This window comes from Pseudodesulfovibrio sp. 7M6 (assembly GCF_050058625.1).
Lineage (GTDB): Bacteria > Desulfobacterota > Desulfovibrionia > Desulfovibrionales > Desulfovibrionaceae > Pseudodesulfovibrio > Pseudodesulfovibrio salinus.
Window position 1 is genome coordinate 2,571,938 of the sequence record NZ_CP188816.1, and the last position, 23,707, is coordinate 2,595,644.

General features: G+C 59.3%; 21 protein-coding genes. 9 read left to right on the forward strand and 12 right to left on the reverse strand.

Annotated features, from left to right (window positions below):
- Window positions 1-12: 12 nt before the first annotated feature.
- Together ACI0FG_RS12225 and ACI0FG_RS12230 are read right to left on the reverse strand one after the other, a co-directional pair.
- Window positions 13-444, reverse strand: a complete 432-nt coding sequence (locus ACI0FG_RS12225) for a response regulator (RefSeq protein WP_419785281.1) — start codon at window positions 442-444, stop codon at window positions 13-15.
- Window positions 437-2,146 (reverse strand): sensor histidine kinase, encoded by a 1,710-nt coding sequence (locus ACI0FG_RS12230; RefSeq protein ID WP_419785282.1) that lies wholly within the window; start codon window positions 2,144-2,146, stop codon window positions 437-439. Before ACI0FG_RS12230 ends, ACI0FG_RS12225 begins: the two co-directional genes overlap by 8 nt.
- 518 nt (window positions 2,147-2,664) lie before the next feature.
- On the opposite strand from ACI0FG_RS12230, the gene ACI0FG_RS12235 reads away from it, so the two are divergent.
- Window positions 2,665-3,048 carry a response regulator gene (locus ACI0FG_RS12235; protein WP_419785283.1) on the forward strand — a complete coding sequence of 128 codons (384 nt, stop codon included), beginning with the start codon at window positions 2,665-2,667 and terminating at the stop codon, window positions 3,046-3,048.
- On the opposite strand, the gene ACI0FG_RS12240 is transcribed toward ACI0FG_RS12235, so the two are convergent.
- Window positions 3,049-5,595, reverse strand: a complete 2,547-nt coding sequence (locus ACI0FG_RS12240; RefSeq protein WP_419785284.1) for a LuxR C-terminal-related transcriptional regulator — start codon at window positions 5,593-5,595, stop codon at window positions 3,049-3,051.
- Window positions 5,596-5,881: 286 nt separating this feature from the next.
- Between ACI0FG_RS12240 and ACI0FG_RS12245 the strand changes: the two genes are divergently transcribed.
- A complete protein-coding gene (locus ACI0FG_RS12245) occupies window positions 5,882-6,244 on the forward strand; it encodes a CGGC domain-containing protein (protein WP_419785285.1) in 363 nt (120 codons plus the stop codon).
- Window positions 6,245-6,316: 72 nt separating this feature from the next.
- Here ACI0FG_RS12245 and ACI0FG_RS12250 read toward each other — a convergent pair whose 3' ends face one another.
- The 5 genes from ACI0FG_RS12250 to ACI0FG_RS12270 form a co-directional block, all read right to left on the reverse strand.
- Window positions 6,317-8,929 carry a PEP/pyruvate-binding domain-containing protein gene (locus ACI0FG_RS12250; protein ID WP_419785286.1) on the reverse strand — a complete coding sequence of 871 codons (2,613 nt, stop codon included), beginning with the start codon at window positions 8,927-8,929 and terminating at the stop codon, window positions 6,317-6,319.
- A gap of 61 nt (window positions 8,930-8,990) precedes the next feature.
- Window positions 8,991-9,404 (reverse strand): response regulator, encoded by a 414-nt coding sequence (locus tag ACI0FG_RS12255; RefSeq protein WP_419785287.1) that lies wholly within the window; start codon window positions 9,402-9,404, stop codon window positions 8,991-8,993.
- Window positions 9,401-9,784, reverse strand: coding sequence for a response regulator (locus tag ACI0FG_RS12260; RefSeq protein WP_419785288.1), 384 nt, complete (start codon window positions 9,782-9,784; stop codon window positions 9,401-9,403). Before ACI0FG_RS12260 ends, ACI0FG_RS12255 begins: the two co-directional genes overlap by 4 nt.
- Before the next feature lie 5 nt (window positions 9,785-9,789).
- A complete protein-coding gene (locus tag ACI0FG_RS12265; protein WP_419785289.1) occupies window positions 9,790-10,221 on the reverse strand; it encodes a response regulator in 432 nt (143 codons plus the stop codon).
- Between the two features lies 1 nt (window position 10,222).
- Window positions 10,223-12,037: a sensor histidine kinase gene (locus ACI0FG_RS12270; RefSeq protein ID WP_419785290.1), complete on the reverse strand. Its 1,815-nt coding sequence runs from the start codon at window positions 12,035-12,037 to the stop codon at window positions 10,223-10,225.
- Window positions 12,038-12,248: 211 nt separating this feature from the next.
- Between ACI0FG_RS12270 and ACI0FG_RS12275 the strand changes: the two genes are divergently transcribed.
- The gene (locus tag ACI0FG_RS12275; RefSeq protein ID WP_419785291.1) at window positions 12,249-15,962 is read left to right on the forward strand and encodes a DUF748 domain-containing protein; all 3,714 of its coding nucleotides are present in this window, start codon (window positions 12,249-12,251) and stop codon (window positions 15,960-15,962) included.
- Between the two features lie 89 nt (window positions 15,963-16,051).
- Here ACI0FG_RS12275 and moaA read toward each other — a convergent pair whose 3' ends face one another.
- The 3 genes from moaA to ispH all read right to left on the reverse strand — a co-directional run bounded on the left by moaA (window position 16,052) and on the right by ispH (window position 18,684).
- Window positions 16,052-17,053, reverse strand: a complete 1,002-nt coding sequence (gene moaA, locus ACI0FG_RS12280; protein WP_419785292.1) for a GTP 3',8-cyclase MoaA — start codon at window positions 17,051-17,053, stop codon at window positions 16,052-16,054.
- 5 nt (window positions 17,054-17,058) lie between these two features.
- Window positions 17,059-17,421 (reverse strand): molybdenum cofactor biosynthesis protein MoaE, encoded by a 363-nt coding sequence (locus tag ACI0FG_RS12285; RefSeq protein ID WP_419785293.1) that lies wholly within the window; start codon window positions 17,419-17,421, stop codon window positions 17,059-17,061.
- A 414-nt stretch (window positions 17,422-17,835) separates the two neighbouring features.
- On the reverse strand, window positions 17,836-18,684 hold the full coding sequence (gene ispH, locus ACI0FG_RS12290) for a 4-hydroxy-3-methylbut-2-enyl diphosphate reductase (protein ID WP_419788390.1): 849 nt from the start codon (window positions 18,682-18,684) through the stop codon (window positions 17,836-17,838).
- Window positions 18,685-18,814: 130 nt separating this feature from the next.
- Between ispH and ACI0FG_RS12295 the strand changes: the two genes are divergently transcribed.
- The 5 genes from ACI0FG_RS12295 to ACI0FG_RS12315 all read left to right on the forward strand — a co-directional run bounded on the left by ACI0FG_RS12295 (window position 18,815) and on the right by ACI0FG_RS12315 (window position 21,569).
- On the forward strand, window positions 18,815-19,447 hold the full coding sequence (locus ACI0FG_RS12295) for a TetR/AcrR family transcriptional regulator (RefSeq protein WP_419785294.1): 633 nt from the start codon (window positions 18,815-18,817) through the stop codon (window positions 19,445-19,447).
- A 39-nt stretch (window positions 19,448-19,486) separates the two neighbouring features.
- The gene (locus ACI0FG_RS12300; protein WP_419785295.1) at window positions 19,487-20,335 is read left to right on the forward strand and encodes a glutaminyl-peptide cyclotransferase; all 849 of its coding nucleotides are present in this window, start codon (window positions 19,487-19,489) and stop codon (window positions 20,333-20,335) included.
- Window positions 20,336-20,507: 172 nt separating this feature from the next.
- Window positions 20,508-20,636, forward strand: coding sequence for a hypothetical protein (locus ACI0FG_RS12305; protein ID WP_419785296.1), 129 nt, complete (start codon window positions 20,508-20,510; stop codon window positions 20,634-20,636).
- Entirely contained in the window at window positions 20,630-21,121 is a 492-nt protein-coding gene (locus ACI0FG_RS12310) for an IS110 family transposase (protein WP_419785297.1), read from the forward strand. The genes ACI0FG_RS12305 and ACI0FG_RS12310 overlap by 7 nt, the downstream gene beginning before the upstream one ends.
- Window positions 21,122-21,212: 91 nt before the next feature.
- Window positions 21,213-21,569: a transposase gene (locus ACI0FG_RS12315; protein ID WP_419785298.1), complete on the forward strand. Its 357-nt coding sequence runs from the start codon at window positions 21,213-21,215 to the stop codon at window positions 21,567-21,569.
- Between the two features lie 265 nt (window positions 21,570-21,834).
- Here the strand turns inward: ACI0FG_RS12315 and ACI0FG_RS12320 are convergent, their stop codons facing one another.
- Window positions 21,835-22,323, reverse strand: a complete 489-nt coding sequence (locus ACI0FG_RS12320; protein ID WP_419785299.1) for a YchJ family protein — start codon at window positions 22,321-22,323, stop codon at window positions 21,835-21,837.
- 72 nt (window positions 22,324-22,395) lie between these two features.
- Between ACI0FG_RS12320 and arfB the strand changes: the two genes are divergently transcribed.
- Window positions 22,396-22,860 carry an alternative ribosome rescue aminoacyl-tRNA hydrolase ArfB gene (gene arfB, locus ACI0FG_RS12325; protein ID WP_419785300.1) on the forward strand — a complete coding sequence of 155 codons (465 nt, stop codon included), beginning with the start codon at window positions 22,396-22,398 and terminating at the stop codon, window positions 22,858-22,860.
- Window positions 22,861-23,707 lie beyond the last annotated feature (847 nt).

Below are 23,707 nucleotides of genomic sequence, written 5' to 3' on the forward strand. Positions count from 1 at the left end.
GGAACTCCCGCCCTAGGCCATGCGCTGGGCAATGTCGCCCACACGCTCCATGATCGCCTCTTCCTCGTGCTCCGCCTTGAGCTGGACGGCTTCCATGATCTTGTTCACCAGCAGGCTGAAATCGCAGGGCTTCATCAGGTAGTCGTAGGCTCCCTGCTGAATACCCTCCACGGCCGTGGGCACCGTGGCGTGTCCGGTAAGCATGATTACCTCCACCAGCGGACGCGCTTCCTTGATGTCCTGCAGAACGACCAAGCCATCCTTGCCGGGCATCTTCATGTCCAGAATCACGACCTGGATTTCGGGATGTTCGTTCAGGCGCGCCAAGGCCTCCTGCCCGTCATACGCCTTGAAGACACTCATGTTCCGCTTGGAAAGACGCTTGGCCATGGTTTCGACGAAACCCGCCTCATCGTCCACGATCAACACGTGGGCATCAGTCATGGTCGTTCTCCTTTAGGTTTTCCCCACCCGGGGCGGTGGGCGGGAAAGGCAACCGGATAAAGAACCGTGTTCCCTTTCCCACCGCGCTTTCCACATCGATTTCACCACCAAGCTGGTGGATAATGCCAAAACAGATGGACAGTCCCAGCCCACTCCCCTTGCCCACCGGCTTGGTCGTGAAGAAGGGATCGAAAATCTTGGGCAGATTGGCGGCCGGAATGCCCGGGCCGGTATCCCCGACCTCCACCACGGCCCTGCCGTCTTCCTCGCGGCAGGCGATGGAGAGGGTGCCGCCGTGCGGCTCCATGGCCTGGATGGCGTTGTTCACCAGATTGAGAATAACCTGATGGAGTTCGGTGACCGAGGCGTGGACAGGACGGAGGTCCGCATCCAGGGCGAGGCTGAAATCCACCTGGGCGTACCGCGCCTGCTGCATGGAAATGTCCACCACCTCGCGAATAAGCTGGGGCAGGGAGACGTCGCCGGTCAGCGAATCCGTCTGGCGCGCAAAGCTGAGCAGCTTGTGGGTGATGTCCTTGCAGCGGCGGCCCTGGGTCCGCACCTGATTCAGGGCGCGCTCTATCTCGCCGTAGGAGGACAGTTCCCGCCCCTCGTCCTCCATCAGGTCGCGCACCCACCCGGCTTCCTCGATCATGATGGCCACCGGGTTGTTGATCTCGTGGGCGATGCCTGCCGCAAGCTCGCCGATGGCGGCGAGCTTGCCGGTCTCGGCCATCTGCTTGGTCAGCATCTCGGATTCCCGGTCTATGGACTGGAAGCGGACCACCAGCTTGCGCGAAACGAGCACGGCCATGATCACGATGGCCAGACCGCCGAGCAGGAAGATGGCCAGGGTCACGTATTCCGTCCGGGTCATGGCCGAAAAGGCGTCCGAGGCGCGCTGGCGGTAGACCAGCTTCCAGTCGCCGCCCTTGAGGGGGGCGGATATGGTCAGATACTCCTCCCCCTTGTCGTCTCGGGAGAACCCGATGCTCACGTCCTTGAGCGCGGGATAGGGAACCACGCTCACCGGCGTCAGTACGAGACTCCCGGTCTGCTCCTGGGGCCGAGTCTGAAACACGCCCTTACTATTAAGGATATATGCCGATCCGGTCTCGCCGATTCGGATATTTTCCACCAGATGGGTGAAGGCGAGAAAATCGATGGTGGCGCGAAGCGTCCACTTGTGTTCGCCCGTGCCGTTATTGACGGTGATGATGAAATGGGGGGATTGCCGGAGGCCGAGAAACACATCACTGATGGAGGAGGCCCGATGCCGGGTATCCAGATACCACTCCGCCTCGGAATAGTCCGCGCCCAGCAGGTCGAAGGGACCGGCATAGGCAATCTGTCTGCCGGAGCTGTCTATGACGCCCAGATCCACGAAGATGCGGCCGTATTCCTGCTGCATCCCGCGCAGAATCTTGGCGAGGAAGGCGTTGTCGGTCAGCTGCTCACTGGTATAGGCCCGGTCCAGGTAGCGTATCTCATGCAGCTTGGAATTCAGAAAGGAGTCAATGGTGTCCTTGTGCTTATCCACCACCTCGGCCAGATGGGAGTAGGTCTTGGCGCGATAGATGGAGCGGAACTGATCGAAGATGAGTCCGCCGACAAGGAGAAGCGGCGCGATGGACACCGTAATGACGACCAGCGCGATGTTGCGGGACAACTTGTCGTAGGTGGACTTTTGATCTGGATGCACGCCGCTTCCTCTCTTTTTGGCATCGCCCCCTCACTCGGGGTGATTGCACCCCATTAGGCAAGGCGTGTGCCATTCCACCTGAACCGCCCCGCCGGACCCTGACAGAGCTGAATTCATACTAAGCTGAAATATTTAATCTTATACTCGCAACCTTTTCCTTGATTCCTGATTTTCCCGAGTGGAACATCCGCGAATCCACACTGTTTTTTCCATTTTTAACCCAGAAACGATACATTTTGTCCCAATGATACAAAATGTACCATGTTATGCCAAGAGGGCAAACCCCCTTTTATTGGGAACTACATAAGGTGGGGCCAAACGATGCGGTACATTTTGTACCAAACGTTTTTCCCGACCAAATCCGTATAGAATAAAAAATCAACGAATCCATCTGAGAAATACGGATCAATTGCTATACATATCCTTTTGATTCAATATATTGCAGTAATATTGAGAACTGAGAAAAAAAGTATCGGTGCAGACGGGGAAGTGGCATGTGCATTGTAAGAAAAACCAATATGCACGCTTCAACGAACATCCTGCTGGTGGATGACGAACCCGGCTTTGTAAACGCTCTGGCAAAACGACTGGTCAGACGGGGCATGACCGTCTGCACTGCACTCGATGGAGGAGAGGCTCTGGAGCAGGTCAGGTCCCGCCCCTTGGACGTGGCCGTGCTGGCCCTCCTCATGCCCGGTGTAGATGGCGTGCAACTGTGCAAGGCGTTGCGCCACGAACAGCCGGATCTGGCCATCATCCTCCTGACAGGCCATGGTTCAGTGCACGAAGCCCTGCGGGCGAGGGATGCCGGGGCCTTTGAGTTCCTATCCAAACCAGTGGCCCTGGAAAAATTGTGGGATACCATTCTTCGGGCCAGCGGCCAAAAAGATGCCGGGGCCTGACTAGGGGGAAAAGGGGACCGAAAACAACGGTCCGCCAACGCCTCGCGCCGACTCTTCCGACTGGAAATATTGCTTCAACTGCTCCTGGTTGCTGATGCCGAGTTTCTTATACAGGGTGGCGAAGTAGCGCTTGATTGAATTCGGAGCCAAGCCTGTGGCCTCGGCTATTTTCCTGTATGGCATCCCTGTCAGAGCCAGACGAACCAGACTCCGCTCCCGGGGAGTGAGCTGAACTTTCCCCTCGGCAAAATGCCAGGACATGATCTTGTTACGATTCTTCTCAAACATTGAGGCCAGATGCAGGATACGGGAGACGCCATAGCCATAGGTAGGATCGTCTTTCAGACTTTTCAGCTGGGGCAGAAAAACCGATGGCCCTACAAACGGCATCAACAGATTGTCGGGCAAAGCGAGGTCCAGCGCGGCCAGCAGTGAGGTGTCCCCCTTGGCCAGCATTCCCATTCCCATATTGCCGGCGGCGAGGAATATCCTGGCGTAAATCTCGAACATGAGATTATTGCCGAATCGCCCCTCCTGTAACAGCAGGCTGAACCGGGCCACCAGCTCGGCGTGCCCCCCGGCCAACAGCAGAGAGCCGCCCAGCGCGATATAAGCCGCCCCGCCCGCAAAGGCGTAGAGTTTGTCCTCCCCGCCTTTCACCAGCCATTCCGGAATTCCCTCCGGCCGATTGAGGTTGTTAAACAAAAAGGCCTTGCAAAGATCGACCGTCTGCAGCAGGGAAAAGGCGCGCTTTTCCTTCACCCGCTCCGCCATTGTTTCAATTCTGGTCAATGCCTTGTCGAAATCACCGTTCCATATATCCAGCCGGGCCAGCAGGAACAAAGCACTGACCTCGATGCCTGTCTGGTCATTGCCCTGGGCCGTGGCCAGGGCCCGGAAGGCGGCAATGGACGCTGCATCGATCTCGCCGGCATTGTACCGAACCTCGCCGAGCATGAGGTCCTCGGCACCGGCCCCGTGCATTCCGGTCAGGCGTTGATAGAGCGGCAGGCAGTCCTGCATCTGCTGCAATTCTTCCGCCAGAGCGCCGCTCTTGCGGTGAAACATGTACAGCACGGACGGCGACCCCAACGTCCAGGGGTCCTTGCCGAAAAAACGACTCTGCGGCGTATTCGCCTTCCGAAAATATTCGGCGGCGCGTGTGTGGCACTCGGACATTCCGAGGATGTCGTTGTATCGGGTGAACGCGCTCAGCAATTCCAATTCACCCCGCCAGCTGTTGGCTTCCGCGTTGTCATCCGGCAGGGAGGCACAGTAGTTACGCAGACGGCCGAGCAGCTCCGTAAATGTTGCCGCATCCTTGCCGCTGAGGGCGGCCATGGCATACCGAAACATGACGCCGGGATACTGCTCCAGCAGATCGGGAGGACAGGCCCGAAACAGGGCGAGCCGCAAATCCCTGCCCTCGGTAACCAGCATCCGGTCCGCAATTCTGTTCAAAAGCTCAAGCATCCTGGCGCAGTCATCCACATTGCCGAGCATTTTGACGGCGCCGCCTATCTCGCCATGCCGGATCATCCATTCGGCACTGCGCAGATAAACATCCTGACGGTCTTCTGCGGACAATTCGTCAAACCGTTTTCTGAGAAACGTCCTGAACAGGGCGTGAAAGGCATAACACGCCGTGGCCGGATCATACTGGATGAACGCGTTACGCCGCAGCAGTTCTAAAAAAACAGCTTCGGCATCATCCGAAAAAAGCTTTGCCAGTGTGACGGGAAACCGCTCAAGCGGAGCCAATCGCGTCAACAGTGTCCGGGTCTTGGCCGGAAGCGGGTCAAAAATCTGATCTGCCAGCAGGGTATGGGGCTCCACGCTGGAAGAGAGGCTTCCATGCCGGGTGTAGTGCAGCAGAGACAAATAAAGGGCACTGATCCATCCGCCCGTCAGAGTATGCAGCCGCACGGCTTCGGCGTCGTCCAAGACAACTCCGCAACAGGCGTAATAGGAGCGTATTTCCTCAGCGGTAAGGGCGAAAAATGCCGGACCGATTTCCGCCGCCATTCCCTTGAGCATAGAGACCGCGAAAATCTTTCCCGGCGCATGGCGGGAGATGAGCACGATGGGAGGAAACAATCCCCCCTGCCGGACAAGGAGCAGGCACAATTCAAAAAGCCTGTCGGCAGCCGGTGACGCAAGGATATGGACGTCGTCAAAGACAAGAACGGTTTCCGGGGGAAATGAAAGACGGGCAAACATGCCCCGGGCCGCATCCAATCGCGCCGGATCTCCCGGAAATCCCAGATCCTCCAGCGAGTCCGCAACCTTCGCCATATCCGGAAGGCTTCCGCGCAACACCCGGCAAAAATCCTGCCAGAAAGCATTTCCGTCCTGTGTCAGCACAAATGTCCAGATCGGCGAAACATTCTTATCGCGCAGATATTCCCGCACCGCGACCGTCTTTCCATATCCCATGGGGGCATGGATGAATGTGATGGGGGTGGAGTGGATGACGGCAACCCCGTCGCGTAGCCTGGGGCTATGATACAGCGAGGAAATGTCTAATTGGAGAGCGGCTTCGGACATATTTTTTATTCGAACCGAATGTAAACAAATTGTAAAGAAGATTGCCCTGTTCGCCCCTAATTCCCCGTAAAAAAGCCCATTTTTACGCAGGCAGGCGGAGTCGTGTCTCCCGGTCACAATGCTGACCGAGTATTTCCACACCCGGGTCATTGCCGACTCCCCGAGGCCTCCTCCCAAGCCGCAAGCATGTATATGCCGCATTGCATCTTACCGAGGTATGAAAATTGACCGAGATGATCGAAAGGATACAGTGGGAAAATCGTCACTCAACATAGTGGAGGTCGGGATGGAAAAAATTCTCATCATCGGGTGCAAAAACACCATGGACGACGTGTGTATCGGCTGTTCGCGATGTATGGTCGCCTTCAACAGGCGGGAGGGCATGTTCGCCCAGTACAAGGATATGGAAGCGGAACTGCTCGGCATTCTGAGCTGCGGCGGCTGCCCCGGCAGCAGCATCGTGCAGCGGCTTGCCCAGCTCAAGCTGTGGAACATGCCGCTTGGCGAACTGCCCACCAAGATTCACGTCGGTCCCTGCCTGTCGGACCACTGTCCCTATGTGGACGACGTGATTACCAAGATACAGGTAAAGGCGGGCATCGACGTCATTGAGGGAACCCATCCCTATACGCCGGAAAAGGTCTTTTAGGACCCCATCCTGGCGGACGGGCCGGGACCGTGTCCTGGTTCGCCCGCCCCTCAGGGGCAAGACCTGCGCAGATCAGGCGGGATTGTCGAACTTGGCTATGTCGGCCAGGAACTGCTGCCGCCGCTTTTCCACCTCCGCACTGCTGGACATGATCATATCCAGCTGGCGGGTATGGGTAATGAGGTAGCCCACCACCTGAAGCCGATGGCCCATGGTCTTGCGGTCCATGCCTTCCACCCGGGCGAAGAGATTGTCCTCCCGCACCCTGGCCCGGAAGTCGAAGCCCTCCAGGAATTCGCCAACAAACCGGGCGCGCCGGATGCGCCGCTCCAGATTGGCGGCCCCACCCTTGAACTGAAAACTGCAATAATTCTCGCTGATGCGGTCGCCCACCAGAGATTCCACCCCACAGAAATGGAATCCGAAACGCGATTGCAGGCTGCAATAGTTCTTCGAAACCATGAAGTAATTCTTCTGGGTGTATTTGGTGCCCCCGCCCACTGTGAGGTTGGGGTTCATGGTCGCCTCGAACATCACGGACATGAGGCCGCCCGTATGCACGGGCGGCGGACCTTCCCACGGCACGGCGTGCATCCCCGCCCACAACTTGCGCAGGGGGAAGGAATCGATTTCCTCCAGCCCGATGCACCGATCCGTACGGGCAGCCCCGGCCTCGGTGAACCCATCGTCAAGGTTGAGCACCCAAAATTGCTTGGGCACGTCGCAGATGAGCTGGCGCGAAGCGGACTGGACCACATCGTCCTGCGTGCCATACTCGAACATCTCGCGCACGGCCATCTCGTGGCAAAAGCGCATGATGTCGTGCAGGGTCCGGCATTCGGAAGGCCGGAACCTGGGCGAATCGGGATCGGTCAGGTTGAGCCGCACGATATGGCGCGCAGCCTTGCGCAGAGCCGCCTGCACCGGACTGCCGCGCATAATCCGTTCCTTCGGCTTTTCCGTGAGCAACGCCTCCACGGCCCCGGCGTAAAACGCCCGGCCGTCGGCATCCACGGTGACGATCTGGCCGTTTTTCACGGACTGCACCGCTCCCTCCACACCGAACAACGCCGGAACACCGAACTCACGGGCCACATTGGCCAGATGCCCGGCAATGCCGCCCTGCTCGGAGATGACGGCGCTGCACCGGTCCAGCAGGGCCGCCCGACTGGGACGGGCCTGACGCAAGATGAGCACTCCGCCGTCCGGGAATGTCAAGGCATCGGCGCTCTTGAGAACCACATGCACAGGCCCCACGCCGACACCGGGACTGGCGGTACGCCCCCCGGCCAGCAGCGGCTCCGGCAGGTCGGAGAGACGATGCACCGGAGCCTCACCGTTGCCCACCAGCATCAAGGGTCGGCACTGCAAGAGGTGGAACGCACCATCCGGCGTGACGGCCCACTCGATATCCTGCGGGGTGCCGAAATATTCCTCGATGGACACGGCCCGGCGGGCAACCTTGACCGCCTGTTCGTCGGTAAGCGACGGCGTAGTCCGTTCCTCGTCCAGCATATCGCCCCGGCAGACGCCCTCTTCCTCATGGCAGACGTATTTCTCGTTTTTGTCTGCCACGATCCGTTCGACCAGCTGCATGGGCTCGTGCCGGTCCACCACAAAGATATCGGTGGCGGCCGTGCCGTCCACCACCGCGCGGGGCAACCCCCACACCGCATGGATGGAGACGCGATCGTCCCGGATATTCACCGGGCTGCGCGAGTAGGCCACGCCCCCGGCCAGGGCGGAAACCATGACCATGCAACCCACGCTCATGGCCACATCCTCGTCCCGCAGCCCCCGGTTCATGCGATAGGCCATGGCCTGCATCGAATACTTGGATGCCAGAACCTCGCGGTAGGCATCGAGCAGTCCGGAGCGGCTAATGTTGAGCAGGGAGCGATATTGTCCGGCAAAAGTCGCCCCTTCCACATCCTCACCCAATGCGCTGGAACGCACGGCCAGCTTGGGCTGGTGGCCGATTCGCGCGGCCAGGGCGTCGTAGGCGGCCAGGATGTCGGCCTCAAGTTCTCCGGGCAGCGGCGAGGACATAATGAGCTGCATGATGCGCGAGGAAAGCTGGTACATTCCCTCCCTATCATCCGAGTTGGTCATCTGGATCAACCGGTTGATCTCCTCGCCCAGATCCCCGGCGCGCATGACGCGGGCATAGGCCGCCGTGGTGATTACAAACCCTTGAGGGATGCGCAGGCCGAGCCGGTTTCCCGCCTCGCCCAGCATGGCAACCTTTGGGCCGCAGGTCTCCACATCGCCCCTTCCCACCTGGCGCAGGTCCAGCACCGAGGGCTGGCCGATATCCGGCGGGGTCTCCGGCTCGATGTGCGGCTGGATGCGCTCCTGGATATCCTGAAACACCTCGAACAGCCGGGTGTAGGTCTCGGGATGCAGACTGTCCAAATGGCGGATCATCTGAAAAATGAGGGTGGATATGCGCGTGCACAGGGCGCGCACATACTGCATACTGTAAGGGTGAAAGCCCCGAAGCGCCTCCTCCAGCTCGCCCATGGCATCGTGCGCGCGGGTGTTGGCCTGGATGAGCAGACGGAAATGATTGTACCGCGCGGAAAAAGCCTTGCGGATTTCGGCCCGTTCCTCGCGGGTCGGCTCATGCCCCCCGAAAAAATCCTTGAGCGGACGCCGCAGGGCGTCCAGCATATTCTTCAACATCAGCTTGCCGAACATCCTTGGTTCAAAACACCGTCAGGCACATCAAAATCCGGCCGGAGCATTATTCAGCCCGGCGCCTGCCCTCGATGCGCCCTTCCTGCAACCGCTTGCGAGCGGCCGCGTCCTCCACTTTGTACAACAATTCCTCAAAGGCCACCGGCTTCATCATGTAGTCGAAGGCCCCAAGTTCCATGCCGCGAATGGCAACCTCCATGGAGGCGTGTCCGGTCAGCATAACCACTTCAATTAGCGGGTCCGACTCCTTGATGCGGTGCAGCACGCTCAACCCGTCCATGCCGGGCATACGCACGTCAAGCAGCACAACATCGGCCGCGAAATGCTCCAACTTCTCCAGCCCGGCCTCACCGCTGTCCGCCGTTTCCACGGCCATTCCCCGGCGGGAGAGCCTCCGCGCCAGGGTGGCGGTAAAATCCGTCTCATCATCCACCAGCAATACATGCACAGTTCCACTCATTCCGTTTCCTCCCGGCCCACGGCCTCCCGAATCTTGGCCAGCAGGGCATCCAGATCGCAGGGCTTGAGCAGGTAGTCGAAGGCCCCGTGCCCAAGGCCGTCCCGTGCAGCCTGCTCGGAGCCGTGTCCCGTCAGCATGATTACCGGCAATTCCGGCACCATTTTCTTGAAAACGTCAAGGACCTCAATGCCGTCCATGTCGCCCAGCTTGAGATCGAGCACGGCCACGTCAAAGTCCCGATCACGCAAAATGCGGATGGCCTCGGCCCCGCCGGGAGCCGTGGCGACCTGAAAACCGCGCTTGGCGAGCCGTTTGCCCAAAACGTCGAGAAAGCCGGTCTCGTCATCCACCAGCAAGAGGCGCAAGGGAGCTTCGGGCATGGGTTCTAGTCCCCCCGCCTGAGTTCGATATGCCGGGCACGCGCCTCAAGAATACGCGTTTCCTGGGCCTGCTTCTTCTGGTAGGCCTCCTCCACCTTGGCAAGCAACTCGTCCATTTCGCACGGCTTCATCATGTAGTCGTATGCTCCGAGCTTCATGCCCTCAATCGCGTTTTCCACCGTGGCGTGGCCGGTGAGCATGATCACTTCCACCAGAGGATACGCCGCCTTTATGGTCTTCAGTGTCTCGATGCCGTCCATGCCGGGCATCTTCACGTCCAGTATGACCACGTCCACGTTGCCGGGCCCGTCGAGAACAGCCAGTCCGGCCTGTCCGCTATCGGCCGTGGCCACCGTGAGACCGCGCTTGCCGAGCCGCTTGGCCATGGTGTCCACAAACCCCTTTTCATCGTCTACGAGCAGAATGCTAGCAGGCATATCAACCTCCCGTATCCACAGGTTTTTCTCCCTCGGTCAATCCGTCCACGGCCGTGCAGCGCATACCTTCCCCGGCAGCGGGCAGGCGGATGGTAAAGACCGTTCCCTTGTCCACCACGGAGCGCACCGAAATTTCACCGCCCATCTTGTTGATGATGCCGTAGATGATGGACAGGCCGAGTCCGGTCCCCTTGCCCACGGGCTTGGTGGTGAAGAATGGATCGAAAATACGTTGCAGGTTCGCCCTGGGGATGCCGCATCCGGTATCGGATATGGAAATGATCACATCGTCGCCTTCAACGCGACTCATGATGTCCAGTTCGCCCCCGCCCTGATCCATGGCATCGATGGCGTTGTTGATGAGGTTGAGGAGCACCTGCTGCATCTCGGATTCGCTCGCCTCCACCTGGGGCACGCCGTCCTCCAGGCTGGTCTCGATCCGCACGTTGCCGTACTTGGCCCGCTGTTCGCTGAACCGGGCCATCTCGCGAATCAGATCATTGACGCACAGCATCTCCACCGTGGGGTCTATCTTGCGCGCAAAACTGAGCAGTTTGTGGGTGATCTCGCGGCAGCGGACGCCCTGGTCGCGTATCTGGGTCAGGGCGCGCTGCACTTCCCGCTCGTTATCGTCAGCCTCCAGCCCCTCTTCCAGAAGATCCTGAATCCACCCGGCCTCCTCGACCATGATGGCCACCGGATTGTTGATCTCGTGGGCAATGCCCGCTGCCAGCTCGCCCACACTGGCCAGCTTGCCCGCCTCCACCACCTGGTCGTTCATCATCTCCTTTTCCTTGTCCGCCTCCTCCACCTTGCGCGCCATGCGCCGGGAGAGGAGGTAGGCCATAACCAGAATGCAGACGGTTCCGAGCAGAAGTATGGAGAGCCCCACGTTGCGGATGCGGTAGAGAGCGGCAAAGGCGTCGGCAGTGTCCTGCTGATAGACCATGTACCAGTCCCCATCCTTGAGCGGGCTGGTGACAAAAAGCACGTTGCGTCCGGAGACCGGATCATCGACGATGGAGATACCCGCCCTTCCCCGCCCAAGCAGCGAGTCGTCTCCCCGGCGGGAAAGAATGGTCTGCAACAGAGGGACCTCGCCGGTCATGTCCCGGCGGGGGGTGGTCTGGAATTGCCCCGACTGATTGGTAATGAATGCCAGTCCGGTCTCGCCGATGCGGATATCCTCGACAAGATCGTTGATGGCCATGAAATCCAGAGTGGCCTTGAGCACCCACTGCTCGTCGCCCACGTCCACCAGCAGGGCAATGATGAAATGGGGAACGCCGCGCAGGCCGAAGATGACGTCTGAGACATAGACGCGGCGGCGCTTGACCGCCTGGAACCACTCGGCATCGGAATAGTCCGCGCCCTGCAGGGGGTATGGCCCGGCATAGGCCACCTGAACGCCGTCGGCATTGACGATGCCCAGGTCCACAAAGTCGGAACCGTGGCTGCGTACCAGGGCGTTGTGCAGGGAGGTTATCTCAGCCTCGGCCTTGAGCCGGTCACCGCCAACCACCTCGCCCAGCACCTGGACCTCGGCGACTTTCTCGCGCAGGTAGGTATCCACGGACTGGTCATGTTTGAGCACCAGCTCGCGCAGGTGGGCCTCGACCTTTTCCTTGTAGGCGGTGGTGTACTGATATCCGGAAAGCAGGGCGTAACCCAACAGAGGCGCCAGTGAGACCAGCGCGATGGTGAACATCATGCTTTTGGCAAGACCCTGATAATACGGGGCGTCCGACACGGCATTCTCCCGGGCTTGCGGCATCCATGCGCCCCGCCGCAGCGTGGACGCATCCCTCACGGACACGCGTCTATCCTTTTATAAATATACCATCCACCAAAATGAAATGCAAAGGGTTCCCACAGGTTCCTGTGCGCCGCTACGGCTGAAGAAGACGACAGCCACAATCCCCATATTGAGGCATCTACATACAATCACCATATATCATAACTGGCGAATCGCGTAAAAATGCTCTACGATTGCATTACGTCGAACCCCATAACCGACGAGGTTGCGCATGTTGGCCTTTCTCGACAAAATTTCTTACGGAACGCCGCTCATCCGGCGTATTCTCTTCTGGCTGCTCTCCATCTTCATCGTCTACGTGCTGGTCGGTTTTCTGGTCGTGCCCCCGGTGCTCAAAACCGTCATAACGGACCAGTGCCAGTCCGCGCTGAACCGCAAGGGCACCGTGGAACGCGTGGCCTTCAACCCCTTGACACTGCGGCTGGAAGCGGACGGCATCGCCGTGGCAAAACGCCAGGGCGAGGGCAATATCTTGTCCGTGGACAAGATAGAAGCGACAGCCGGGCTCTCCTCCATCTGGCGGCTGGCGCCCGTCATCACCGAACTCAAGCTGGTCAATCCCAGCCTGGACATCACCTTCTTCGGCAACGGCAAATATTCCTTCTCTGACCTCATCGGCGCACGGGATGAAACCAAGAAGTCGCCGGAAAAGAAGGAGGAAAGCACTGCGGTATTTCCCTTTGCCCTGTATGGGTTCGAGATGAGCAACGCCACCATCGTCTTTGACGACCGGCCGCATGAGAAACGACACGTCATATCTTCCATGAATCTGGTGGTGCCCTTCACCTCCAGCTTCTCCAGCCTGCGCAAGGAATACACCCAGCCCAAGTTCACGGCCGAGGTCAACGGCGACCCCATAGAAATCACCGGGCGCACCCTGCCCTTCGACAACACCCTGCGAACCGAATTCAAACTCGGCGCGGTCAACGTGGACCTGCACCAGTACTGGGCCTATCTGCCCATAGAGACGCCGCTCATTCTTGAGAGCGGCCGGTTCACCTCGGACATTTCCCTTTTCTTCGAACGGCCGGACGCCCAGCGCCTCAACCTTCTCCTGGGCGGGGGCGGCTCATTGGCCGACCTCAAGCTCAAAGACAGCAAGGAAGGGACTGTCCTCTCCCTGGACAAGGTCTCGTTCCAGATGAACGAATACTCCTTGGGAGACAACCACCTCTCCATCAAAAATGTGAGCCTGGAGCATCCCTACTGCAAACTGATCCGCACTGTCGGCGACGAAATCAACTGGGCCGCCTACTTTCCAGCCCCAAAGGAGGAACCTTCCGCGGCGGAAAACGCGACCCGGACAAACGATCCCGGGACAGGCGGAGACTTCACCATGGACATCCAGAACCTGACCATGGCGAACGGGGACCTGGACTGGCAGGACCGAGCCGTAGCAGGGGGATTCAAACGGGTTTTCAAAGGCCTTACCGTCAATTGCGAGCACATCTCCACCCGTGATGGCGAAGTGAGCGCCTTCAAGGGGACATTGGGCAAGCAGGAGCAGTTCGGCATCACGGGTTCACTCGCCCTTGCGCCGTCCCTGGATGGCAATGCCACCCTTACCGGCAAGAATATCAGCCTGCCCATGCTCAAGCCCTACTATGCCGAAGCCCTGCCCATGGAGCTGGATTCCGGCAACGCCAACTTCTCCGTGACCGTTGTCCTGCGGCCCGAAGCCGGGGCCACGGACGTCGATGTGGTGGCGGGCACGGCATCGCTGACCAACCTCGCCCTGCGCAAGCCGGACGCGAAGGAGCCCTCCCTCTCCCTGGCCGAACTGGCCGTATCCGGCACCACGCTGGACCTCAAAGGACAGGACCTGACGATCCGGGAAGTACGGCTCAGCAAGCCGGACGTAAAACTTGTCCGGGAAAAATCCGGCGACATCGATCTGGCACAGGTCTTTGCGAACAATGCCGAGGCACCCGCAGCCGAAGCCGTGGCTCTGGAGAACAAGGAAGACAGTGCGGAAAAGCCAAAGGAGGAAGAGGCTTCGGGCTGGACGGCCAACATTGAGATGGTGCGCGTTACCGATGGTTCCGTGGCCTTCCGTGATCTGGCCATAGCCAATCCGACCACGCTGTCGGTCCACGACCTTGCGTTGGACATGGACGACATTACCACCCGGTCCGGGGCCACCATGCCCTTCCGCCTGAACGCACGGTGGGGGAAAAACGGCGGACTGGAGGCAAAAGGCAAGGCGCTCCTCGATCCGCTCAAGGTGAACGGAACCCTGAAGGTGAACGCCCTGGGGCTCCGGCCGCTGGACGGCTATCTGGGCGAGTTCTCGGAACTGCTCTTTGCAAATGGCGCAATGAATGCCGACCTCGCCTATGAATACGCGGCGAACGCAAAGGAAAGCACCCGGGTGACGGGGCAAGTCTCCCTGACCAACGTCCAACTGCGGGACAACCGTGGTTCCGGCGAATTCGCCGGGTTGAACCTGTTGGAGGTCAAAGATATCCGATTAACCGGCGAGCCCTATCGCCTGCGCCTCGGAACCGTCAGTCTGCGCGACCCGAGCATCTCCATCGAGATCAATGAAAAAGGCGAATCCAACTTCCGCTACGCATTGCGCATTCCGCAGGGGGAACAACAGTCGCCCGAGCAATTGGCCGCCGAGGCCAAAGCGGAAGAGAACGCCCAGCCCGCGGCCAGCCCCGCACCGGAAGCTGCAAAGGGAGACACACAAAAGAAGGATCAGGCCGAACAGCCCGAAGAGGATACCATTTCCATAGGCAGAGTGACCATGACAGATGGTAAGGTCCGATTCCATGACGCCAGCGTCAAACCGGCATACACCTCGACTCTCTCCGAAATGCAGTTGTCGGCCACGGATCTGCATCGCGCGGAGAACGCCCGACCCAAGTTTGACTTCAAGGGCAAGTTCGGGCCGACGCCCATCACGATCATCGGCACCTGCAACCCACTGATCTCGCCGCCCCATTTCAATCTGGCAATTTCGGTCAGCGGCATGGAGATGGTTCCCCTGACGCCGTACACGCTGGCCTACCTCGCCTACCCGGTGGAAAAGGGCCGTCTCTACGCCGACGTCAAGTTCAAGACCGACGCATGGGAACTGACCGCAGAAAACAAGTTCTTTGTGGAACAACTGGTGCTGGGGTCCAAGGACAAGCGCCCCAACGCGCCCAATGTCCCGGTTCAGTTCGGCCTCTCCCTCCTGCAGGACAGCAAAGGCGACATACAGATCAACCTGCCGATCAGGGGGCGTCTGGACGACCCGGATTTCCGCATCGGCCCCATCGTCTTCAAAGCGATCATCAATCTGTTCTTCAAGGCGCTGACATCACCGTTCTCGCTTATCGGTTCCATCTTCGGCGGGGGCAGCGGCGGCAACATGGACTTCGTTGTCTTCGACCCCGGGTACAGCACGCTGGGCATACAGGCGAAAAGCAAGCTGGACACCATCATCAAGGCGCTGACCGAACGAACCAAGCTCAAGCTGGAAGTTGACGGCGTCGTTGATCCCGACACGGACCGCAAGGGATTGATGAAGGCGATATTCGAGCACAAGATTCGCCAGCAGAAGTACGACGACCTGTCCCGCAAGGAACGGGCCGCCACCACAGTGGATCAGGTGCGGGTGCTACCGGACGAGTACAAGGAATACCTCTTTGACGCCTACAAGGAGGAGGACGATCCCGAAGACGTGCGGCCCACCACCCTCTTCGTGGTGGACGAGCAGCCCATCGATGTCATGGAGAAGTTCATCATGGACCGCATTCACGTCACCGACGCGGATCTGGAGGAACTCTCCGTGGCCCGGGCCAAGGCGGTGAAGGGATACATCATCGACAAGGCTCCGGAACTGACGGAACGCGTCTTCCTGCTGGACCGCAAGAAGGACCGCCGGGGCAAGACCGGCGTGCCCCTGCACCGGGCGGACCTGGGCATCAAGTAATTGACCGACCACACAAACGAGAAACGGCCCTGCGCAGCAACTGCGCAGGGCCGTTTTAGTATCGGATTGAAAATGGCGGCCGGTATCCATCAGCCGCCGATGGAAGCCATGCGGGTTCGGCAAACGCCGTGATCCTTGGGCGTGCGTTCCAGCAGTTCATGCCCTATGGGCTTGTGCCGCCCCGCCTTGCGGATGATGCGCTCCACGGCTTCGATGCCGAGCTTGGGATGGCGCAGGGCCGGACGCAGCCGGTAGACCTTGTCGGAAAACAGGCATGTCCTGAGCTTGCCGTCCGATGTCAGCCGAAGTCGGTTGCAGGTATCGCAAAAATGGTTGGAATAGGCGGAGATGACACCGATGCGGCCGAGGCCGCCCTCAATGGCGTACATGCGGGCCGGACCGCGCGTGCGGATGCAGGTGGTATCCACCGGGGTGATGTCCGCGAACTGGCCGACCTGCTTCAGGATATCATCGGCCTTCCAGACCGCGCTGTCCTTCCAGCCGTTTTCCAGCCCCACGGGCATGAACTCGATGAACCGCACATCCATGGGATGGGTCCGGGCCAGTTCCACAAAAGCGCTCACCTCGTCATCGTTGACGCCCTTCATGGCCACGGCGTTCACTTTGAGGCAGACATCCGTCGCCAGGCAGCGGTCGATGCTCTCCCGGACGCGGGAAAAAAGATCACGCCCGGTGATGCGGGCGAACTTTTCCGGGTCCATGGTGTCCAGGGAGATATTGATACGCCGCACTCCGGCAGCGGCCAGTCGCTCCACCTGATCGCCAAGCAGCGTGGCATTGGTGGTGACGCACAGTTCCAGATCCGGGAACCGGCCTGCCGCCTTGACCAGAAAGTCGCCAAACCCCTTGCGCACAAACGGTTCGCCGCCGGTGAACCGGATTTTTTCTATGGACATCCGCTGCGCCATATCCATGAGTTCGAGAATCTCCTCGTAGCGCAGGATATTCGGGTGTGGGATGAAATCTCCCGCGCCCGCACAGTAGACGCAGCGCAGGTTGCAACGGTCGGTGACGCTGACGCGCATGTAGCTGGCCTTGCGACCGTGGCTGTCCTCCAGAATGGAACGCATAGCTATCAGGCCAGAATTTCGCGCTTGCTCACGGCCTCGGACTTGACCCTGTCAAGGAAGTCGGCCAGCGCGGGTTTGACGTTCTCGCGGATATCTCCGGCAACGACGAGCAGCAGGACGTCGTCCCCGGGCTTCATCCGGCCGGAGTTGGCGTGGGCCACGGCCCGGTAGATGCCTTCGCGGGCTTCGATTTCCTTTCTGATCTCCTCTATCTTCTCAGGATCACTCTGAATCTCGATATCGGTAACTTGCGAATGATCGGCCCTGGACCAACCGCGCACGACCCCGTTGTGTACGAGAATCATACCCACGTTGTCGGCAAAACCGGATTCGCTCTTGAGTTCGGCGATGACCTTATTGATATCCACTGTAACCTCCTGGGGTTTGCTTGGTGGTCCGAGTACCATAAGCACCTCCGGGGATGCAGGCAACCCCGGGCGCATTTCCCCCGGTTCCTGCACCGGAATCTCCCGCCTCGGGGGCCTCGGCCAACACATATTATAATGTCTTGGGCACAAAAATATGGTAGGGTAGCTATAAATGGTACCTAGTCAACCGGCACTCCTCATCACGGTTGCTGTCCGCCATGTCGTCACCAGGCCAGGCAAGGCCGCTTGAAAGCCGGACCGACGCCCTCCACTGTCCGGGCCCGGCATGACACCTCCAGGCGGCTAACAACGACAGGAGCGGACGTCCTGCAAGGGGCCAGGGATGCTTCCGGGAGCACCGATCCAAAACCGGACCACCCTGGCCCCGTCCTTTTGTTCGGGAAAAACGAGAAACTACAGCCCGGCCAAGAGCTCGATCACTTCATGTATCAGGTGATGGGGAGTGGAGGCCCCTGCCGTGACTCCCACCCGCCTGCAACCGGAAAACTGCGCGGTGTCGAGTTCGGATGCGGTCTCCACATGGACACAGGGTGTTCCTCGTTCGGCAACGACCTGGACAAGACGGCGGGTATTGCCGCTGTTGTAGCCACCCACAACGACCATGGAATCCACCTCGGCGGCCAGTTCGCTGGCTTCCTTCTGCCGAAGCCGCGTGGCGTCGCAGATCGTTCGCAATATGGTGACGTCCAAAGTGTCATCATTCTCAAACCGCTCGGCCAGTTTTTCGAAAACAGCCCTGTCCTGGGTCGTCTGGGCTGCCAGGACATAGGATTTGCCCGGCTCAAAACCATAAGCGGCCAGTTCTTCCGGGGAATCGAAGACGAAATGTCCGTCCCCGGCATAGCTGACCAACCCCTTGACCTCGGGATGATCCGCCTCGCCGTAGAGCAGCAGAACACTGCGGTCGGCCGTGTGCCGGGCGATAAGCAGCTGGGCCTTCTTGACCCGGGGACAGGTGGCGTCCTTGACGATCACGTTGCGGGATACGAGGTCTTCCTCCACCTGCCGGGGGATACCGTGGGCCCGGATGACCACGCAGGCACCGTCCGGCACCTCGTCCGGCCTCTCCACGGTAGTCACGCCCTTTGCGGCATAGCTCTCCAGCACCTGCGGGTTGTGAATAATCGGCCCCAGGATGAAGAGAGGCCGGCCGGCCGCCTCAGCCACCAGCTTGTCCAGCCGTTTGAGAGCCATATCCACGCCCATGCAGAACCCGGCGGTTTCAGCGAGTTTTACTTCCACGGTTTGCTCCTTGTCCCGCGCATCCACCCGCCGCCTGCCGAGAAAAAACTTGACGGAGGTTGCCATGTTGGCGAGTGTGCTACACGCTTGTTTAAAACAAAAACGGCGCGGCTGCGCCCGGACCATCATTATGAACGGAAAGCCTGACGTCAATACCAAAGAAGCACTCCTGACCGCAGCTATTCGGGTCTTTGCGGACAAGGGATTCGATGCGGCGACGGTCCGCGATATCTGCGGCTTGGCGAACGCCAACGTGGCCGCGGTCAACTACCACTTCGGCGGCAAGGACGCCCTGTACGCCGCCGTGCTGGAAGAGGTCTTCCCCAAGGAGGAACGCGAGCCGGAAGAGGATTCGTCGCTGTCGCCCGAAGAGCGGCTGCGCATATTCCTGCGCGAACTGGCCGGGGAAATCTACGAGCGCCACAACGAAATCATCACCCAGCGCTGGGCCATCTTTCTGCGCGAAATGGCCAAGCCGAGCCACAACCTCGACTTTCTCATCCGCCGCCAAATCCAGCCGCTGACGGACGTGCTGCGCCGCATTGTGGCCGAAGTGCTTGGCCCAAAGGCACCGGACACCGTTCTGGCCCTCAGCTGTACCAACATATGGGCCCTCATGCTCGACCACCTGCTGACCCAGCCCATTCAGGACCGTCTCACCCCCACCCGTCCGGTCCCTCAGGACATTGAAGACCTCGTAGGCCATGTGACAACATTTGCCATGGGCGGCCTCCTGGCGGTCAAGGCGAGCCTGGAAGCCTAACCGGCCCCGCCACACCGAGTACCTTCCCCGGAGAAGCGAATGCCCCGCATTTTCGCGTGTCTTGTTTCCGCCCGCAAACCTCGGACAAAATTTCTCATACCGGCAGTGCTGCTCACAGCGCTGGTCCTCGCTCCGCTTCCCGCTCTGGCCGGAGCTCACACCTTCCCCTGCCGGGTCATCGCCCAGTTTCCCCACGACAAGGATGCGTTCACCGAGGGGCTATGCCTGGAGAATGAACGCATGTACGAATCCTCAGGCGGCTGGGGGAAATCCTATCTCGCCGAGGTGGACCTGAATACAGGGCGCCAACGGAAGGTACACAAAGTGGACGAGCATCGTTTTGCCGAGGGAATAGTCGCGGCAAACGGCGGTCTCTACATGCTGACCTGGCGCTCGGGTTCGGGTTCCATTTATTCCCTGGACGACCTTTCACCCATCGGCTCCTTTGACTACCGTCTTCCCGACGAACGCAACGAGGCGTGGGGGCTGACCTTTGACGGTTCCCTGTTCCTGCTCAGTTCCGGCTCGGACAGGCTCTCCCTCCGGGAGCCGGAAGATTTCTCCCCCGTGGGCGAAATCAAGGTCCACGACGGGAAAAAACCAGTCTACCAACTCAATGAACTGGAATTTGTCGAGAACATGATCCTGGCGAATGTCTGGAAACAGGACCGGATAGCGGTCATCGACCCGGCGGACGGCACCGTCGTGGCCTGGATCGACCTCTCGCCGCTGCGCCGTCTACTCGGCCCCGGCGCGGGCGTGGCCAACGGCATCGCCTACGACCGCAAGACAAAGCGCCTTTTCGTCACCGGCAAGCACTGGGACAGCCTCTTCGAGATCAAAGCAGACTTCAACGCCTGGCATCGTACCACTCCGGACCGGGAGTAATCGGGGACGGGAGGCCTCCGGCTGCCCTCCGGGGGCTCAAGAACCTTTTGGAAAAGGTTCTTGAGAATCTCCAAAACTTTTTGGTGTCGCTTCGCGAAAAAAATACCATGTCGGCACTCCCGAGTTTTGCTGGTAACAACACCAGTGAAACCAAAACAACCAGGAGGCCGACATGGCAAAGCTCAAGGTATCATCAGTCCATCGGTTTGTAGAAGCTTTTCGTGGCGAAGAGATTTGGATCGGCGTCGACGTCCACAAACGCAGCTACAGCGTAGGGCTTTCAGGCCCGACGGCATGGTGAAGGATTGGACCTGTCCAGCCGACAATCAGGCCCTGGTCGGGACGATTTTGTCCCTGCCCGTGCGGATTGGCGCGGTTTGCTACGAGGCCGGACCTACGGGATTCGGCCTGGCTCGGGCGCTTGAGGTCGAAGGCATTCCCGTCGTCGTCGCAGCGCCGAGCCGAATTCCGCGTCCGGTGGCCGCGACCAACAAAACGGACAGCCTCGATTGCCGCAAGCTGGCTGAATGGGTTGCCTCCGGCTTGATTCGCCCGATTGCGATTCCCACAGAAAAAGAGGAGGCATTCCGTTCGCTGCAACGCAGACGCCACCAGCTCACGGATTCGATTCGCAAGGTCAAGCAACGGATTCGCGCTCTGTTTTTGAGCTTCAACATTTCAGAACCGCCCGACATCGACCATTGGGGCAAGGCTGCGGTCGCTTCGGTTTCCCGCATCGAATTTCCCCACTGCGCTAATGAGACAAAAAAACAGTCTTCTCAGTGAGTTACATTATCTTAAATCGGCTCAGCAAGAAGTGGACGCGTTGCTGCGCCTGCACGCCAGGGAACAAGACGAGGCGCGACGCATCGCCGCCATGAGGTCCGTTCCCGGCGTCGGCGAGGTGGTGGCGACGGCCTTTGCCGCCGAGATCTATCGGCCCGAACGGTTTACCCGCAGCGAGGAGGTGACGGCGTACCTCGGGCTGGCTCCGGTAGTCCGGCAAAGCGGCGGCGGAAAGGGAAAATCGTTCATCCGACCGGTGGGACAACGTCGATTACGAAGCCTGCTCGTGGAAGCGGCCTGGGGCTGGAAGCAACGGGATGAGTGGGCGCGGGAATTTTACAACCGGATTTTGAGCCGACACGGCGTGCCGCAAAAGGCGATTACCGCGTTGGCTCGAAAGCTGGCCGCAGTGCTGTGGAAGCTCAGCTTGCCACCGGCAACGGCCTGAACGGATCGCGGGGGGGCTTTAGGTAGCTTCGACTACGAACAAAAATTGCGATCCAAAACAACTACCGTACCGAATCGGTACTTGGTGCCACAGAGCACGAATAAGAAAAGGAATACAATAAATTAGCCAAGATGGTGAGGGTGAAGCTCGGCCTACGGAAAGACAAACTCAAGAAATACGGGAGTCCTTGACATGGGGCCGCATAAGAAAGAAGCCCCCAGGCGGATGCATGGGGGCTGATGTTGTTTTGCTCGGTAGTGCCGTTTTATCGGCCGCAGCACTTCTTGTATTTTTTGCCGGAGCCGCACGGGCAGGGATCGTTGCGGCCGATCTTGGGGCCCTTGCGCACGTTGGGCGGAGAAACCATCTCGCCTTCCACATAGCGCCACTGGCCGTCCACGCGACGAAAACTGGACCGTTCCCTGTGAATCTGTTCCTGGCCGTTCACCGCATACGTGGCGGAAAACTCGACGATACCTTCCTCGTCGTCCTCGCCACCGGCTTCGGTATCGGTAATCTCCAGGCCGAGCCATTCGGCGGTATCGGCCCATTCGCGAACAGCATTTTCATCGTTATCCTTGCGCGCCTCGGGAGCAAGGGATTCGGTCAGGTACTCGATCTCCTTGTCCACATAGGCGGTGTAGCGAGAACGCATCAGCGCCTCAGCAGTGGAAGCGGGTTTGCTCCCGGAAATAATAGGTGCACAGCACTCGGCGTGTTCCTTGCCGGAACCGCACGGACAGGGCTTGGTCATGACGGGTATCCTCCCTCGGGTTTGTCGGGCGGATTGTATAGAAAGCGGCCGCCGTGTCAATCGGTCAGGCACTTGCCCCAAAGCCCCTTCCGTGGCACCCTGCGCCGCATGATTCGCATTACGGAAACCGTTGCCATTCCATACGGGGAAATACGCTTCGCCACCTCGCGCAGTTCCGGCCCGGGCGGCCAGCACGTCAATACCACGGACAGCCGGGTCACGCTGTTTTTTGATGTGGACAACAGCCCGAGCCTGACTCAGCTCCAAAAGGTGGTCATCAAGGGAAAATTGCGCCGCCGCATGGACAAAAACGGCGTGCTCCAGGTCTCATCCCAGATTTTTCGCTCCCAGAAGTCCAACAAGGACTCGGCCATTGAACGGTTCGTGGAACTCATGCGCTGGGCACTCACCCCGATAACGGAGCGCAAGGAAACCGCCGTGCCCCGAAGCTCCAAGCGCCGCAGGCTCGACCGCAAAAAACGCACGGCGGAACGCAAACGGTTGCGCCGCTCGCCCAATACGAGCAACGAGTATTAACCCGTAAGAATATCGGGTTGAAAACGCTCTTCTTCAACGGCAAGTTCTTCACACTCCCTATTTGGTCAGCTCGGCCATCTTCTCCTCTATCTTCACTTGGAGTTTCTTGGCCTCCTCATTGGCATTAGCTATGAGATAAGGCAAAATAGGGTCTGAAATAAGGGATGTTATCGCCTTGAACGGATTGGGGCTGGCAAGCCGGTATTTCTCCAGATAACACCCTCGGGGGGTCGGAGCGCAGTCCGATAAGCCAGGTCTTGTCGAAGAGATCGTCCACGGCGTCCCTTGCAGCCTGATTGACCTCAATACCGTATATGCCCCGGCAGCCCTTGTTCCGACGCAGGCCCAGCGGCAGAGAACCGTCGCCGAATCCATACTCCAAGATGTTGGTGGAGCCTTCTTCGACAAAATGCGAGACCCCAAAACGGAAATTGTCGCTCCTGATACGGTCATCGACAATCCGGTCTATGCGCTCAAGCTGTCCTCATTCAACATGGATTCTCCCTTTGTTTCCCCAGGTCGCAACTCGCGGAACCGATGTTCCGACACAATTGGACCATTCCAGCCGCTCTCTTTTCAGAACTTGGCCGTGCCCGCCCAGGCCCCGCCTTTTTTTTGGCAGCACGCTTCCGCCTGCATGCAGGAACGGCAATTCGTGATATTGCCTGTCCCGCAACGATTTCTCGAATGCACACATAACGTTATGCCCGACAGGATGGGCACAAGAAGACAGCGGCAATTCAAACATGGCAATAGATTTAGCAAGATAAATGCCGCAGGACCATAAAAGAACAAACTATCCCAACGGACTTGGGGAAATGACAAACCAGATCCCCGCCAAACCGAT